Source organism: Paenibacillus sp. NPDC056933, from assembly GCF_042674385.1.
GTDB lineage: Bacteria > Bacillota > Bacilli > Paenibacillales > Paenibacillaceae > Paenibacillus.
Genome location: NZ_JBHUQN010000001.1, coordinates 2991353 through 3008553, shown reverse-complemented (window position 1 = coordinate 3008553; position 17201 = coordinate 2991353). Strand labels below are relative to the sequence as shown.

Below are 17201 nucleotides of genomic sequence, written 5' to 3'. Positions count from 1 at the left end.
TAGAAATATGACGACGGTTGTGATAGACTCTATAGAAAAACCGGGTTGTTCACGGGTTTAAAGCACCAAAGAACTTCACAAACTACGGGAAGCTCGAAGCCGGCAATGTCGGTCTATTTTTTAGAGTACGGATGAAAATAAACGACAGATGCACTGCCATTTATATTTCCATTCATGTTGCTCAATATTATATATTTGGGGGGAAATACACCATGTCAGCCAAGAAGATGCGTTCCGATATGATCAAAAAAGGTTTTGACCGTGCACCGCACCGCAGTTTGCTCCGCGCAGCGGGCGTTAAAGAAGAGGACTTTGGCAAGCCGTTTATTGCCGTATGTAACTCATACATTGATATCGTGCCAGGCCATGTCCATCTGCAGGAATTCGGTAAAATTGTAAAGGAAGCTATTCGTGAAGCCGGTGGCGTTCCATTCGAATTCAACACCATCGGAGTAGATGACGGAATTGCCATGGGACACATCGGTATGCGTTACTCGCTGCCGAGCCGTGACATTATCGCGGATTCCGTGGAAACGGTTGTATCTGCACACTGGTTCGACGGCATGGTATGTATCCCGAACTGCGATAAAATTACGCCCGGAATGATGATGGGCGCACTCCGCGTGAACATCCCTACCGTGTTCGTCAGCGGTGGACCTATGAAAGCGGGTCGTGACAGCAATGGTAAAGCGCTGTCCCTGACTTCTGTATTTGAAGGTGTCGGTGCTTACCAAGCAGGTAAAATCGATGATAAGAGCCTTCTTGAGCTTGAACAGTTCGGTTGCCCAACTTGCGGCTCCTGCTCCGGTATGTTCACAGCAAACTCCATGAACTGTCTTGCTGAAGCGATGGGACTGGCTATGCCAGGTAACGGAACCATCCTTGCCGTTGCTCCTGAGCGTCGTGAGTTTGTTAAACAATCCGCGACACAATTGATGGAACTGATTAAAATGGATCTGAAACCACGTGATATCGTTACTGTAGAAGCCATCGACAACGCTTTTGCACTGGATATGGCCATGGGCGGCTCCACGAACACGGTACTGCATACGCTGGCACTGGCTCACGAAGCAGGCATCGATTATCCAATCGAGCGTATTAATGAAGTGGCTAACCGAGTTCCGCATCTGGCGAAGCTTGCACCCGCTTCCGATCTTCATATCGAAGACGTTCACAATGCAGGCGGCGTAAGCGCAGTTCTGAACGAATTGCTTAAGAAACCAGGCGCGATCCACGGTGATTGTATTACCGTAACAGGTAAAACCATTCGTGAGAACGTTGAGGGCCAAGAGATCCAGGATACCAACGTGATCCATCACCTGGATAATCCGCATTCGGAAAAAGGTGGACTGGCTGTATTGTTCGGTAACCTTGCACCACAAGGCGCCATCATCAAGGTTGGTGCTGTTGATGCTTCGGTTGGTGGATACCACAAAGGTCCTGCCATCTGCTTTGACTCCCAGGAACAAGCGTTGGAAGGTATCGCTAACGGCAAAGTCAAAGAAGGACATGTTGTCGTTATCCGTTATGAGGGGCCAAAAGGAGGACCAGGTATGCCTGAGATGCTGGCTCCAACCTCTCAGATTGTAGGTATGGGTCTGGGTGCCAAAGTCGGTCTGATCACCGATGGACGTTTCTCAGGTGCATCCCGCGGAATCAGTATCGGACATATTTCTCCCGAAGCTGCTGAAGGCGGTCCAATTGCCTTCGTTGAAGAAGGAGATATCATCGAGCTGGATCTGAACAACCGCATTATCGAATTGCACATCAGTGACGAAGAGTTCGAACGTCGTCGTGCAGGCTGGAAAGGTTTTGAACCAAAAGTTAAAACCGGTTACCTGGCCCGTTATTCCAAGCTGGTGACTAATGCAAGCAATGGCGGCGTACTGAAAATTTAATTCAATGGCATATTAACCGAGATTCTGAAGAGATATGCTAATAGAAAAAGGGTTGCTCCTCGCCGACATTGGCGAAGGGCAACCCTTTATTTTAGTTTCGCTCGGGTACGAGATCGTGTTCAGGAACCAGCACATCCTCAGGAGATTGCTCCACTGTCGCTGCTACCAGTGCATGCTGTCCATAACGTTCCAGCAACACGTCCATAGGCATGGCAATCATTTTGGGAACCAATTGTTCTGACCGCTGCTTTAGACGTTTTGTCCCCGCTGGATGAATTACACTCAACAGAAGTTTCAGGTACACTTTGGATGCAGAGCTGAACGGCCCAGGAGCCAGTTCCTTCACCGTGAATCCGAACTTCTCCGGTCCCCGGTTAATCATGCTGACACCATACAGAGCCTTGGCTGATTTCAGTTCAGGGTCAAGTACGACCTTACTTGCCAAATCAGGCAATTGCTGTTCCATGGCCCGAATCATGCGAATAGCCAGATGCATACTGGATCGTGAAGTCATTCCCAGATCGAATAATTTTTTATTGTCAAAATGAAGTTCAATTACCGGATCTCCGTTCTGAATCACATGACCATCATTCATTTCAACCAATGCTCCGTGATACACACGCGAGCGGAAGTGAAGCAGCGGATCATTTGGTGAAGCTGTTTGCAAATGGTACACCCAGTGGAATAATTTTTCCCAGCCCAGCCATAACGCAACTACCATTTTCTTCCAAAGTGATAAATGGGTTTGTGGCTGACTTGAACTCTTAGGTTCGCTCACCGTAACGCCTCCCATCAACGTATCGACGCGCACACTTTGTAATCCCTGCCTGTCTGCTTCCTTCAATACGACTTCCAGCGCCTGGAGCATCTGCTCCGGCGCGTGTACATCAGCGCCGAGGGTGGTCCCTCGATCATGCAGTAACATGACCTCTCCGCCTCTTAGCTCCTTCAGCATTCGTTCAGTCAATTTCTCTGCACCCACACTGCTTCTCCAATCCTCAAACATGGAAGACCACAGTACGATCCGACGATCTTTTTTACTGAAAAAATCAAACAGATTCATAATCCCCCACGGCGGACGATAATAACAAGTTCTTGCCCCTGTAACCTCCTGTATAATCTGACCCGTCCGTTGGATCTGATCCTTCACCGTGCGCGGCCGCATTAACCAATTGGTTTTGTGAATATAATTATGAATTCCAATGAGATGACCTTCCTCATGCATGCGCTGAATGAGCTCGGGATGACGGGCTGCGTGCTCCCCCACGACAAAAAACGTGGCCTTCGCTTCATGCTGCCGGAGCAAATCAAGTAACCTGGGCGTATACTCCGGATCTGGACCATCATCAAAGGTTAAGGAAAACTCCGTCTCACTTCTCCCACGTCTAAACACACGAAAACCGAAAAGTCTGCTAACCAAACTCGGAATAAAGGCGTAAAAAGATGAAATGTACAATAACCACAGTAATATACTCTGAAGTAAATTTGTCATGCTACAAACTCCCCGCTTCTCTTGCTGAATTACCGTACCAAAGAGCACTAACCAAAATAAACCGCCTTTAATTTTATCATAATTCAGACTTTTCTTGAATCCTCTTTTCCCAAAAACTCAGCAATCGTGTACAATAAATGCATCCAAATTTTTACCTTAGCATTATGCATAATTCGATTCTACTCGCTCCCGGGTACAAGATCTAGATGAATAAAAGCATTTCGATCTATATCTTGCTGATTGAAAAAAGCTCTTTGGATTTATGCAAACTGCTCACCTTAACGACGTACAAAGGAGCCCTGCCCATGCTACCGCTTTACAGAAAATACGGGCGCACCGTCTTTGACATTGCGCTGCTCGTGTTAACCGTGTATTTCATCATGTACGGTTTCAGTCGATTATATCAATTGGCTGCACCAGTTTTCCTCTCATTTATAGTGTATTGGATGATCGAACCTCTGGCAAGATTTCTGCATCGTAAAGGATTGCCCAAAACCTTGGGCGCCGCCATTTCAGTTTTGTTGTTTCTAGCAACTATCGTTGCTGCCTTTTTTGGATTGGGACTAATCATCGTATCCCAGATATCTAACTTGCAGGATAATTTCCCTTATTATATTGAAATGGTCCAGCGTGAATTCACCAACCTGGTTTATTTCATTCAGGATAAGTCGGATGCATTACCTGACGGAATTACCGACAAGGTTAGTGACTATTTTGCGACATTAACCGGATTTCTCTCCAAATGGGTAACCAGCGGTGCGCAAATGGTCATCGGTTTTCTGAGTTCATTTTCTTCATTTATTACCAACTTCGGGATTGCCATTATTCTCGCGTTCTTTTTGAGTATCGAGATTGAGTCCTGGCGCAAATTTGCCCGGGCCAAAACGCCAAAAACGTTGAAGCTGGCTCTTGAATTTATGCGTAATCACGTGTTCAAGACGATTCGCTCATATTTGAAAGCCCAGATGATCATGATGCTGATTACATTTGTATTGATTTATGCAGGCTTGTTGATTCTGGGAACCTCAAATTCCTTCACTATCGCAGCAATTTGTGCTGTTTTTGACCTTGTGCCTTTGCTGGGTGTTCCTGTCATATTCATTCCGTGGATTGTTTATCTGTTCATCGTGGGGAATAGCAGTCTTGCGATTGGCTTAATTGTAGTACTTGCTGTAACCATGCTGACACGCCAACTCCTGGAACCGAAAATCTCGGGTAACTCGATCGGAGTATCATCCGCATATTTGATGCTTTCCTTTATGCTAATCTCTCTCTCCGTTTTTGGTCTGGCCGGTGTGGTGTTGTCTCCAGTGCTGCTGATCCTGCTCAAGGAACTGCTGCAGCAAGGATACCTCCAGCAGTGGATTCACTTGCCAAAAGATGAATTCGAATCCTCCCCGTTAGTTATGGACACACCGGTTAGTGAAGCCTCCGGAAGGGCTGCTGAGGCTCCGGTGCAGGAAGCTGTTCCTGTCGAAAATCATGAGGATTCCGCCAAATAATCCATCACTTTCCTGAATATTAGTGTTGCTTGATGACGGCTGTTCGGAGCAACATTTTGGACGAGAACAGCTACAGCATATTGGGGTTGATGAGTTGGCCCATACCCGATGAACCATTGATGATTACGTTTCTCTCCGCGCTGCTGTACCTGTGCGGTACCTGACTTCCCTGCCACTTGCCACCGTGCATGTTGCAGGGATTTTCCTGTTCCATCACTCACGACCTTCTTCATCCAGGACAACAGCTGATGTGCTGTTGCAGGAGAGATCTGTCCTGCTGCCGAGGGTGAGTCATGCTGCGGCATTTCCAGCATCGTATCACCGTCGGCATATCGGATACGCTGAACGAGACGCGGGGCGCTTACCTTCCCCTCATGAAGGAGTGTAACAATCAGGTTGGCCGCTTGCAGCGGGGTCACCAACACGTCCCGCTGACCAATAGCTGTCTGTACCTTTGCACCTTCATCCTGAGGTGAGACTGAAGGCAGCCTTACTCGTCCTGCCTCCTCATGGTCGAAATGCTGCAAGATCGGTATTCCGGCGACCTGCTTCCCCTCCCAACCTACAGGACGCCCCAGCCCGAGTGCATCCGCCGTACGCTCCAGCTGCTCCATACTGAGCCGGCGGGCCGTTTCAGCAAATACAATATTGCAGGACTCGGCAAATCCTTGCTCCAGATTTAATTCCCCATGCCCATGTTCCTTCCAGCAGGACAGCCCATATTTCCCCCAATCGCCACCGCAATGGAAGGTCTCACCTTGGGAGACCGCCTGATATTCCAGTGCCGCTGCGGCTGTAACAATTTTGAATATGGAGCCTGGTACTGCCCCCTTTACAGCTCGATTCATCCAAGCCGTTTGGTTGGGCTTCACATGCCGTGGATCATAAAAAGGTCGCGAAACCATAGCGCGCACATCAGCATGGTTCACATCCAGCACAACGATTGATCCTTCCTTCATGCCGGAGTTTTCCACAATGTGCTCAATCCCCTGTTGAATCTTCGCATCAATGGTCGTCTCCGCACGTAAGGGATAGTGTGTATTGGATGGTGCAATCACGCGGGGCTGGATCGTCGCAATAACCTCTCCTGAAGCTGTAACCATACGTGAGATCAGAGTAGGTCCTATTCCCTTCAACAAAGGTTCTAATGTTCTCTCCAGCCCAGCTGCTCCGGATTTTATGGCAAAAGGCTGCTTTACTTCATCTTTATGAACAGGCTTCGAATTCAGAGGTCCAGGCTGTTCAGCAAGATAACCCAACCATTGCATGCCTGATTTGCCCCGCCCATAACGTGTCATCATGGGGTATACACTCGCTCCATATACCTGCAAATCACGCAGCCTGGCAACCTGAGAATCGGTCAACGTGATCGGCTGGCGTGTCCCTGCTTTCCAGAAATGAGGTGCATTCCCCTGGCTCCATTCTTTTTGCAACAATTGCAAATCGGTATGTAATAGGGCTGCCATTTCTTTAACTCCGGGTTGCGCCACTTCTAACTGATTTGATTGACTTGATGAATTGGTATGCGGAAAAAGGACCAAGCCCCATTCCAGCTTGCCCGTTAAGGACTCCCCTTTGTAATCGGTAAAATGCCCACGCCCACTATCCAGCACAACCCCACGTTCTCGCTGCAATACGGACATTTCACGGATGGTACGTTGAAATCCTGGCATTGTGCGGTTGACCTGAACGATCTGAACCCAAGCCAAACGAATCATAAGCAAAGTAAATATACCTGTCAGAAGAATACATGCAATATAAAGACGTCGTTTCAGTTGCAGATGCATAAGGCCTCACCCTTCAACGTTTTGGCATAGTATTCTTCATTCAAGCTGGGATTATCCGGTAATGAAAAGAAAACCTGTCCCAACAAGGGGCAGGCTTCTCGACTGGATCAAATATGTTTGGTTTAGACCGTAAAGCGAGATAACGTATCTTTCAATTCCGTTGACACATTTTCCAGTTTTGCAGACAAGTTTACCAGTTGATTACTGATATTTTGCTGTTCACTGCTCAAAGAAGCAACTTCTTGGGATGTAGCTGAAGACTCTTCAGCTACTGCACTGACATTACTCATCGCTTCGGACAACGTTCCTTGCGATTTATTCAAATCTTCGATTGAACCTGTGACCATGCCCAGACTCTCCACAAATGCACCCATTTGTTGCTGTACTGAAGCGAATATGACATTGGTATCTTTCACAGCATCCATCTGTTCTTTGAACAACGGATATGCTGCAGACAATTGATCAACCGTCTCATTCATCTCAGTCATGATTTTGTCCGTAATATCTCCAACCATATCAATGGATTGTCTGGATTGTTCAGCCAGCTGACGAACCTCATTCGCCACCACCATAAATCCGCGGCCTGCCGCACCGGCACGGGCTGCTTCAATCGTTGCATTCAATGACAAAATGTTGGTCTGTTTTGTAATGTTTTGCATAACATCAAGCACTTTCAGAACGGATGACGTACTCTCTTTCAGTGAATCAACCTTATTGACGAGGGCACCGATCATCTCTTCAGTCTTCTGTGTTTTGGTCATCAACTGGTTCAAATGATGTGTTCCAGTCTGACTGGACTTCTCGACATGACGGGCTGAATCGCCCATCTGTTCGTTAGCAGTGACCACACTCTCCATCTGACGGGAGATATTGTCGGTCAATTCATTTCCACGTTCAGCTTCTGTTGCCAGACTGCTTGCACCGCCAGCAATTTCTTCTGTAGCCACGGCAATCTCAGAAGCAGAGACTGCTGTTTTCTTGGAAGCACTGCTCAGTTCTGAAGCAGTATCAAGTACTTCTTGCGCAGAACGGTTGGTTTGCTCCACCAGCTTCGTAATCTGTTCCATCATGAGATTGAATGCAGCTGATAATTGACCAATCTCGTCCTTGGATGTATAAGGTGTGCGTACTTTAAGATTTCCTTTGGCACCTTCCTGCATCAGATCTTTCAGGCTACCCAATGGACGTGCGATCATGCGAACCATCCATATCCCGATTAATACGGCGATAGCAGCATCTACGAGTGCCATCCACAATGTCAGTGTCAGAATGCCTTTGGCATCTTTCACCAGCATAGAAGTTGGGACCATACCGATCAATTTCCAGTCGGATGAATCCATAGTACTGTACACTGCCAGCATATTGGTCGAATTACCATCCACAGTATATTCTGTAGTCGTGCTGCCGGATTTTTCTGTTAGCTCTTTGATAAATGTCAAATCCGTATCTTTCCCTGCACGATCAGCAATCGTTGATGCTACAACTTTATTATCCGGAGCGACCAGTTGAAGTACTGACCCTTCTCCCAGATCAAGAGACTTCAATTGCTGCTCCAGAACTTCCAGCTTCAATTCAATGATTAATACATAGGATTGGGTTGTCCCTTGCAAGTTTTTCATCGAACGGGCGATGCGGAACGTTGGTGTACCACCATCTTTTTTGGCTTCAGTTGGAAGCCAGCGATATCCGCCTGCATGAACCAGTTCATCATACCAGGCCTCATTGCGAATATCACCCACGGATGAACTGCTGCTTCCTGTTCCCATAGTAGATCTTGTTTCGTCCGTCGGCACAAGATAAATCGCTTCCATAGATTTATTCGTAAATGCAATGTTAGACAATTGTTTATTGATCGAACTTGAATTGATAAACGTATCATACGCTGATAAATTCGTATCAGACATCTTTTGCAGCAAGGACTGCATCTCTGGATCAAAGAAAATCTGTGTCGATGTATCTACAAACCGTTCCAAAATAATGTCCATTTTTTGTTTGGTTTGTTCAATTGTTTCCTGGTTTGATCGGGAAGCATTCTTCTCAATCGTATCCTTGGCTTTAGCGTAGGATAATAGACCCAAACTAACCACAAAAATCATGATGCCCGCAAAAAAGATCAAAAACAGTTTAACGCCTACCGATTTAATCGGGTTAGCCTTCTTAATTTGCTCTAACGTTGTTCCCCCGACATTCTTCCAGTTTTGCTTTTTCCACTGGTTTTTGGTCTTGTTCCATCCCAGCTTCATCTTCCCTGAGTCCAATTTAAAGGACTTTCTGCCTGGAGTATCCCCAGTCTTACTTTTCACTACTTTTTCTTTCTTTACTTTCTGAACCTTCTCGGGCTTAACCTTCTCGGGTGTTGTTATTTCTTCCCCACTGTCCTTCTGCTTCTTTTGAACCAATCCCATTCACCTGCCAGTAATTTACTTGTTGGATTTTTCTTTCTCTCCCCTATAAATATGTAGTATTCGACAGCTTTCTTCTTTCCCCTTTCATTTTCTCGAAATTTATTACAACTTTTTTCCTATTTTTCTATAAAAAAAAGACCCCCATATGCCGATATACGGAGGTCAAAATTGGATATTTTATAACACTATATTGTTAATCCATAGTATTATTTTGTTGAAAACTAGGTATTTAAACCTATTTCTTTTTTCTCATCATATCGAAGTAGGAAACCGGTTGATCCACCTTCATTTTGATACGCTGTAGCGGGTGACGGGCTGCATCGAGTACGTTGCCTTCTTCATCCTGCAATTCCCCAACCACCTGTTTAAAAAAAGTACCTCCCGGACCGAAAAACTCGATTTCCTGTCCTGGTTTGAAATGATTACGCTGCTGAATCGTCGCCATTCCTGTAGTCGCATCATAATCCATAACCAATCCGGCAAAGTCGTAAGGTACCGCTTTTTCTTCCGGCTCATAGATATGATCCTCATGGTCCGGTGTATCATAGAAAAATCCGGTATTGAGCGGACGATTCGCTGCCTTGTTCATTTCCTCTACCCACTCAGGCTTCAATACATAGTTCTCCGGGTCAGCCATATAAGAATCGATCGCCTGACGATATACGTTAACCACGGTAGCCACATAGTGAATCGACTTCATGCGTCCTTCAATTTTAAAACTGTCCACACCCACATCAATCAGTTCCGGGATATGACCAATCATGCACAGATCCTTGGAACCCATAGAAAAGGAATTATCCTGCTCCTCGAACAGAGGCAACTGATTCTCTCCCAATTTGAATGGTGCAGGTGCCTGCATTTGCATTTCTTCTTCGCTAACCCACACGGTATCTTCCCGGGCATCTTCAAACAGATCATACTTCCAGCGGCAGGATTGGCAGCAGCCACCCCGGTTGGAATCCCGGTCCGTAAAGTGGTTGGACAACACACAGCGTCCAGAAAAAGACGAACACATGGCTCCATGAATAAAGGCTTCGATCTCAATGTCCACGTTGGCCTTGATTTCTTCAATTTCCTCAAAGCTTGTCTCACGACCGAGAACAACGCGCGGAAGACCTTCATCCTTCCAGAACTTCACAGCTTGCCAGTTCAGGGTGGATTGTTGTGTACTCAAATGCACTTCCAAACCCGGTACCGCACGTTGAGCTACCTCGATGATCGCTGGATCCGCTACGATAATGGCTGCAATTCCTGCATCATACAAGTTTTGCAAATACGCTTGAATTCCTTCGATATCTTCATTATGTGCATAGATATTGGTTGCCACGAATACCTTGGCACCATACTTTTTGGCGAATTCCACACCTTCACGCATTTCTTCAAAGCTAAAGTTATCCGCATTGGAACGCAGTCCGTATGCCTGACCACCGATATAAACAGCATCTGCACCATAATGGATTGCAAATTTAAGTTTTTCCAAATTGCCTGCCGGAGCAAGCAACTCCGGTTTGTCCAGACGGTTACGTTTACCCGAGAACTTCCGTTGTACCGCCACTGTTTCCATTTCGTTCACCTCGTCTATTAATACACCTGTTCTTTATAGAAAAATCCGAAAGACAACTCCCGTTCAGGGTCTTGCAATTGACGAACCTCATCCAGCCATTCTTCACAAAATGCATACGCATCGGCATCAGCCGCATAACTGTCCAGAGCTGTACGGTATGCACGTACGACAGCTTCGTTGTACGCAAGCGGTTTTAACATGCCTTCAATTTTGAAACTGTGTACTCCAGCCTCCATCAACAGATGAAGATCTTCGAGAATACAGATATCCTCCGAACTCATGATATGAGTTCCATTCACATCTTCATAGATCGGAAACTTCTCATCCCGGCGTTCAGCCTCAATCAGAAATAAACCACGCTCTTTACCCAAGTTTCCCTCTACCGGGCGCCCCTGATGGGCCATATAACTTTGTACCAAATTCCGTTTGGAATGATAAATGTTCGTCATCCCATGCACTTGAACCTGGGCTTCTACTTTCAGAAAAGGGACCATTTCTGTCAGCTCGTCCATATTCAGTTCCCGAGCGAGCACGACACGGCTCGCACCTTTGGTTCCCCAGTAGTTAGCCGTTGCATAGTTGGTTGATGTCATCTCAGCATTCCAGTGCAGACGGATCTGCGGGGCATGCTCCTTAATGGCAGCAAGCACGGATGGGTCGTTAAACTCTACACCGTCAACACCGATCTTGCCTATTGCCTGAACATATTCCGGCAATTCTTTCAGCAACTCGTTGGACATCAGATTGTTCATGGATACATAGACACGAGCCTGATTTTTGGCTGCGATGCCAACCACCTCGGCCGTCTCTTCCACACTGAAGCTGCCGGGAAGACGCATGCCAAAGCGATCATCCCCAATTAACAAAGCATCTGCCCCTGCTTGGAGCAGTGCTTCTGCCTCTTTCACATTTGCCGCCGTTACGAGCAGTTCATGTTTTGTACTCATATACATCCCCTCCGCTTATTGCGCAGCCTTACTTTTGGCTATATTTTGCTGGTGTTCCTTGTAGGTCTTGGCAAACAGATGTCCGAATGAACCATCCTTCTTGGTCACATAGAACAGGTAATCCGAAGCTTCCGGATTCAACGCTGCCTCAATGGATGCCAGACTTGGACTTGCAATCGGTCCCGGTGGAAGCCCTTTGTTCAGATACGTATTATAGGGACTCTGCACCTTCAGATCCTTGAACAACAATCTGGCCTTCGGTTTATCCAATAAATACTGTACTGTGGCATCGATCTCCAGTTTCATATCCTGGTTGATCCGATTATATATCACCCCAGCAACCAGGGCGCGTTCCTGATCCACCACGACTTCTCTCTCAACAAGCGATGCAATGGTTAACACCTCATGCAAAGACAGATTTCTCTCCTTGAGTTTGGACGCCAAATCAGGAATAGAATTGACCTTGGTCTGGAACTCCTCAAGCATTCGCTGCATGACTTCTTTAGTAGAACTTCCCTCTTTCAGCTCATACGTCTCAGGGAACAGGTATCCTTCCAGTGCATATCGCATTTCTTCATCTACCGGAACATCCTTGATAATGTCGATATCAAAAGCAGATGGATCATTCGCAAGCTTCATAAATTCCTCACGATTCACAATGCCTTCAGCAGATAGTTTGTCCGCCATTTGCAGCACCGTGTATCCCTCAGGGATAGTAAACTTCACCATCGATTCCGGCACAACTTCACCGTTATTCAGCTTATTAATAAGCTCATCGTATGTCACGCCCGGATTCAAGGAATATGTACCTGCCATAAAATTCGACCCTTGTTTTTTCCATTTCAGATATCCCTTAAAGGCTAAACCACTTCGAATCAGACCTTCTTGCTCCAGCTGGTCCGCAATTTTGGAAGTTCCTGATCCGCTCTTGATCTCGAACACAATCGGTTCGGTGGATGCTTGTACCGGACGCATCATGCTCCAGACATATACACCTGCTCCTCCGGCAGCAACCAAGATGACTAGCAGAAAGACTAATATCGCTTTTCCTTTCAAAAAAGAAACAACTCCTTTACACAACCAAAAAGAGCGGACTTCTCCGCCCTTCCGGTTTCTTCAATTTGAAGCTGGTTAATCTTCGTCAATGGGGAGTGTACACTCATCATAAAGTTCAGAGATGTTCTCCCACTCATCATCATCGTCAATCGTGACTAATTCCGGCATGATCTGGCCTTCACTTCCCGGCAAAACCCGCAGAAGTTCAACTTCGTCATAAGGACGGAGTGAACTGCGGAGCACCGCATACTGCTGACCCTTTACTTCAAACTCGGCCAGCAAGTCATACGGATGCGATTTACCGTTCTCTTCTTCCAGCTCAACATGAGCACCAAAAGCCAGACGCAGCGAATCTGTCCATTTCAAGTCTTCGCGGCTGTATTCTGTCATTTAGTTCGCTTCCTCTTCATCTTCTGCAAGAAATGTATTAAACGTCTCCTCGACGATATCCCATTCGGCATCATCTTGGATGACGAAAAGTTTAATGTCGTCGCCCTCTTCTTCATAACGGAATGCATAGACATCCGTCTCTCCATCTTCGGGTTCAACCGGAGCAACCATCATGTACTTGGCCTCCGAACCGTCCACTTCGAATTTCATGATGACTTCAAATTCCTCTTCATTACCCTCGTCATCCGCAATGTAAATAATCTCCGATTCTTCTTCCATACCCAGTTGATCTTCAGCCATTGTTGATCCCCCTCACCTTTTACTATTGGCATCCAAATAATTTTGCAAAATCAAGCTTGCGGCCATTTTGTCCACAACCTGCTTGCGTTTTTTGCGACTAACATCCGCTTCAAGCAGCGTTCGTTCAGCTGCCATGGTTGTCAGTCGTTCATCCCAAAGGTGAACAGGTAAATTCAGTTCGCCCCGCAGGCGTTCGGCAAAAGCGATGCAGATTTCACCACGCGGCCCTACGGTGCCGTTCATGTTTTTGGGAAGTCCGACCACAATCTCGCTGATCTCATGCTCACGCACAAGTTCCGCGATCCGAGCGAACTCACCTTCATCCCGGCGGCGTTCAAGTACTTCCAATCCCTGGGCAGTCCAACCGAAGGCGTCACTAGCGGCAACTCCGATTCTTCGGTCCCCATAGTCCAAACCTAATATTTTCATCCATGCTCTCCCATCCTCAAGCCTGCTCAGGTCGATTAATATTCGCCTTTTCAAGCTTCAGGCTGTCTTCTGTCGGTTCATTTCCCGCTGCCTGCATGGCTGCATCACAGCGGAAGCGATGTACATTACCGGTGATTGGCCAGATAAGAACGAACAAGCTCTTCAATCAGCTCATCGCGCTCTTTTTTACGGACCAGACTGCGTGCATTGTTGTGACGAGGGATGTATGCGGGATCTCCAGAAATCAGATACCCGACAATCTGGTTAATAGGATTATACTCCTTATCCACCAGTGCATCATATACCGTGAGAAGAATCTCTTTGGAGGATGCTTCCTGCTCGTCGGCTTTCACATTAAATTTAACCGTCTTATCCATGGAGTCCATTGATGGCACCTCGCTCCTGCATGAACATGGGGACCATGTCCTGCCGAATTGATTTCTGCTTATATAATAACATATTCTGACTGCCACAAGTAAACAAAGGATAAGGCAATTGTGTTTTTTGCTTGTCCTTTACTGGATTCAGCCTGCTGCATCATTCGATTTCAATCGCTAATGAGACAAAAGTTGGGCGGGAAGAAGCATCCTAACCAGCCTCCATATAAACGAATGGAACATTTTCGAAGCACATTTTGGCGTTTGAAAGCCGTTCGTTCGATTTATGCAGTATGCTCACTAACCAATGAAACCGCCAGTTTCAACGCTTCATCCAGCTTGGTTGCATCCTTGCCTCCGGCTTGCGCCATATCAGGACGTCCGCCACCTCCGCCGCCGCATACTGCCGCAACTTCCTTGACGATTTTACCTGCATGCAATCCTTGTTTTACCTGTTCAGCAGGGACAGCTACAACGAAATTCACTTTGCCGTCAGCCGGAGCACCCAGTACGAGTACAGCATTAGGCAGTTTTACTTTCAATTCATCAGCTACTGTCCGCAGTGCATCCATGTTCGGAGCATCTACACGAGCTGCAAGCAATTGTGTATTTCCTGCTTGTACCACTTGATCTGTCAAAGTGCCTGCTTCCATGGCACTCAGCTTGCTTTGCAAAGATTCAGTCTCTCTGGCAGCTTCCTTCAATTGCTGATTCAAACCTTCAATGCGTTTAGGCACGTCCGCCACATTCGCTTTGAGCAGGGATGCGGATTGTTTGAGCAATTCAAGTTGACTTTCTACGTACAGATACGCGCCACGGCCAGTAACAGCTTCGATCCGGCGTACACCGGAGCCGATTCCGCTCTCGCTCACCAGCTTGAAAATACCGATCTCTGAAGTATTGTTTACGTGACAGCCGCCACAAAGTTCCAAACTATAGTCCCCGATTTGTACCACACGTACGATATCGCCGTATTTTTCACCGAACAGTGCCATAGCGCCCATTTCTTTGGCTTCATCAATAGCTTTCAGTTCAATGTTTACATTCAGACGATTCCAGATCTGCTCATTTACCTGACGCTCGATCTCTGTTAATTCTTCTGGCGTAATGCTGCCGAAGTGAGAGAAGTCAAAGCGCAGACGTTGAGGCTCTACGAGTGATCCTGCCTGATTCACATGAGTTCCAAGCACATTCTTGAGCGCTTTGTGCAACAAATGGGTAGCGGTATGGTTTTTGATAATATCGCCACGTTTGGATGCATCCACTTCAGCATTAATTACTTCACCCACATGCAATTCACCGGATTCTACCGTCACCAGATGCACATGTTGTCCCAGCGGAGCTTTGAACAAACCTTGTACTTTTGCCGTTACGCCAGCTCCGCGCAGCAAGCCCTGATCACTCACTTGTCCGCCACTTTCCGCATAGAACGGAGTCTTGTCCAAAATGACCTGACAGGTCTGTCCTTCGCTTACGGAGTCTACCAGCGCATCACCGGCTACAATGGCTACCACTTTTGCTTCCGTCAACAGGTCATTATAACCAACAAACTCACTTTTAACCGCCAGATCGGCAAGTGGTCCACCTTGAACCTTCATGCTTTCGCTTTCCTGACGGCCTGCACGTGCCCGATCACGTTGCTCTTGCATCGAAGCATCGAATCCTTCACGATCTACTGTCAAGCCATGCTCTGCTGCGTAATCTTCGGTCAGGTCAAACGGGAAACCGTATGTGTCATACAGTTTGAATGCTTCTGGACCACTGATTACCGTGCGACCTTCGGATTTGGCCCCAACACTGATATCTGCCAGAATAGCCAATCCGTCGCTAAGTGTTTCGTGGAAACGCTCTTCTTCCGTTTTGATCACTTTGGCGATAAACTCTTGCTTGTCTACCACCTCTGGGTAATACACTCCCATCACTTCACCGACTGTTGTTGTCAGTTCATACAGGAACGGACGGTCCAGCCCCAGCACTTTACCGTAACGTACTGCACGACGGAGAAGACGGCGAATTACATATCCGCGTCCTTCATTGCTTGGCAGAACACCATCACCTACAGCAAAGGCAACCGTACGAATATGGTCGGCAATCACTTTCAGTGCAACGTCAATCTCTACGCTGTCATTATATTTCACACCGGCAAGAGCCGCTGTTCTTTGAATCATCGGTTGGAACAGATCGGTATCAAAGTTGGAATCCACATTTTGGAGAATGGATGCAAAGCGCTCCAGTCCTGCGCCAGTATCAATATTTTTGTTTGGAAGCGGTGTGTAGCTGCCGTCCTTGTTATGATTGAACTGGGAGAACACCAGGTTCCATACTTCCAGGTAACGTTCGTTTTCCCCGCCTGGATACATCTCTGGATCATTCATGTCATTGCCGTAAGCTTCGCCGCGATCATAGAAGATTTCGGTACAAGGTCCACACGGGCCTTCGCCAATATCCCAGAAGTTCTCATCCAATTTGATGATACGCTCAGCAGGCAATCCCACTTTTTCGTTCCACAGTTTGAAAGCCTCTTCGTCTTCCGGATATACCGTTACCGAGAGACGTTCCGGATCGAAACCGATCCATTCTTTGCTTGTGAGAAATTCCCATGCCCAGGTAATGGTCTCTTCCTTGAAGTAATCTCCGATGGAGAAGTTGCCGAGCATTTCGAAGAACGTATGGTGACGACGAGTTTTACCGACATTTTCAATATCGTTCGTACGAATACATTTTTGGGAGTTTGCCAGACGCGGATTCTCCGGTTTCTCCCGACCGTCAAAATACGGTTTCAGCGGTGCCATGCCTGCATTGATCCAAAGAAGGGACGGATCATTGTGAGGTACGAGCGATGCGCTCGGCTCAATTTTGTGACCTTTACTTGCAAAAAACTCTATCCATTTGGACCGGATTTCACTGGCTTTCATACGTAGTGCCTCCAATTAATTATAATAGTCCGGTGCATATTGGCCCCGGGTTGATAACAAATAAAAAAACAAACACAAAAAACGCCCCTGAATTTGTCAGGGACGATTATAATCGCGGTACCACCCTGGTTATTGCTGC

13 protein-coding genes are annotated in these 17201 nt (G+C 46.9%); 2 read left to right on the top strand and 11 right to left on the bottom strand.

The window, feature by feature from the left end; translation table 11 throughout:
• Window positions 1-212 precede the first annotated feature (212 nt).
• Window positions 213-1898 carry a dihydroxy-acid dehydratase gene (ilvD, locus tag ACFTRD_RS13345; protein WP_379380499.1) on the top strand — a complete coding sequence of 562 codons (1686 nt, stop codon included), beginning with the start codon at window positions 213-215 and terminating at the stop codon, window positions 1896-1898.
• Window positions 1899-1989: 91 nt separating this feature from the next.
• On the opposite strand, the gene ACFTRD_RS13340 is transcribed toward ilvD, so the two are convergent.
• Window positions 1990-3390 (bottom strand): polysaccharide deacetylase family protein, encoded by a 1401-nt coding sequence (locus tag ACFTRD_RS13340; protein WP_379380497.1) that lies wholly within the window; start codon window positions 3388-3390, stop codon window positions 1990-1992.
• Between the two features lie 305 nt (window positions 3391-3695).
• Here ACFTRD_RS13340 and ACFTRD_RS13335 point away from each other — a divergent pair, with 305 nt between their 5' ends.
• Window positions 3696-4892, top strand: a complete 1197-nt coding sequence (locus ACFTRD_RS13335; protein ID WP_379380495.1) for an AI-2E family transporter — start codon at window positions 3696-3698, stop codon at window positions 4890-4892.
• Here ACFTRD_RS13335 and ACFTRD_RS13330 read toward each other — a convergent pair.
• From ACFTRD_RS13330 to alaS, 10 genes are all read right to left on the bottom strand, one after another.
• Window positions 4871-6679: a peptidoglycan D,D-transpeptidase FtsI family protein gene (locus ACFTRD_RS13330; protein ID WP_379380493.1), complete on the bottom strand. Its 1809-nt coding sequence runs from the start codon at window positions 6677-6679 to the stop codon at window positions 4871-4873. The two genes, ACFTRD_RS13335 and ACFTRD_RS13330, sit on opposite strands and share 22 nt — an antisense overlap.
• Window positions 6680-6801: 122 nt before the next feature.
• Complete coding sequence (locus ACFTRD_RS13325) at window positions 6802-9084, bottom strand: methyl-accepting chemotaxis protein (RefSeq protein WP_379380491.1); 2283 nt, start codon at window positions 9082-9084, stop codon at window positions 6802-6804.
• Window positions 9085-9319: 235 nt separating this feature from the next.
• Window positions 9320-10648 carry a peptidase U32 family protein gene (locus ACFTRD_RS13320; RefSeq protein WP_379380489.1) on the bottom strand — a complete coding sequence of 443 codons (1329 nt, stop codon included), beginning with the start codon at window positions 10646-10648 and terminating at the stop codon, window positions 9320-9322.
• A gap of 17 nt (window positions 10649-10665) precedes the next feature.
• Window positions 10666-11595, bottom strand: coding sequence for a peptidase U32 family protein (locus tag ACFTRD_RS13315; RefSeq protein ID WP_379380487.1), 930 nt, complete (start codon window positions 11593-11595; stop codon window positions 10666-10668).
• Window positions 11596-11610: 15 nt separating this feature from the next.
• Window positions 11611-12651, bottom strand: a complete 1041-nt coding sequence (mltG, locus tag ACFTRD_RS13310) for an endolytic transglycosylase MltG (RefSeq protein ID WP_379380485.1) — start codon at window positions 12649-12651, stop codon at window positions 11611-11613.
• A gap of 75 nt (window positions 12652-12726) precedes the next feature.
• On the bottom strand, window positions 12727-13041 hold the full coding sequence (locus ACFTRD_RS13305; RefSeq protein WP_024633076.1) for a DUF1292 domain-containing protein: 315 nt from the start codon (window positions 13039-13041) through the stop codon (window positions 12727-12729).
• The gene (locus tag ACFTRD_RS13300; protein WP_024633075.1) at window positions 13042-13341 is read right to left on the bottom strand and encodes a DUF1292 domain-containing protein; all 300 of its coding nucleotides are present in this window, start codon (window positions 13339-13341) and stop codon (window positions 13042-13044) included.
• A gap of 12 nt (window positions 13342-13353) precedes the next feature.
• A complete protein-coding gene (gene ruvX / locus ACFTRD_RS13295; RefSeq protein ID WP_192270147.1) occupies window positions 13354-13770 on the bottom strand; it encodes a Holliday junction resolvase RuvX in 417 nt (138 codons plus the stop codon).
• 125 nt (window positions 13771-13895) lie between these two features.
• Window positions 13896-14156 carry an IreB family regulatory phosphoprotein gene (locus ACFTRD_RS13290; RefSeq protein ID WP_024633073.1) on the bottom strand — a complete coding sequence of 87 codons (261 nt, stop codon included), beginning with the start codon at window positions 14154-14156 and terminating at the stop codon, window positions 13896-13898.
• 275 nt (window positions 14157-14431) lie between these two features.
• Complete coding sequence (gene alaS / locus ACFTRD_RS13285) at window positions 14432-17062, bottom strand: alanine--tRNA ligase (protein WP_379380481.1); 2631 nt, start codon at window positions 17060-17062, stop codon at window positions 14432-14434.
• Between the last annotated feature and the right edge of the window lie 139 nt (window positions 17063-17201).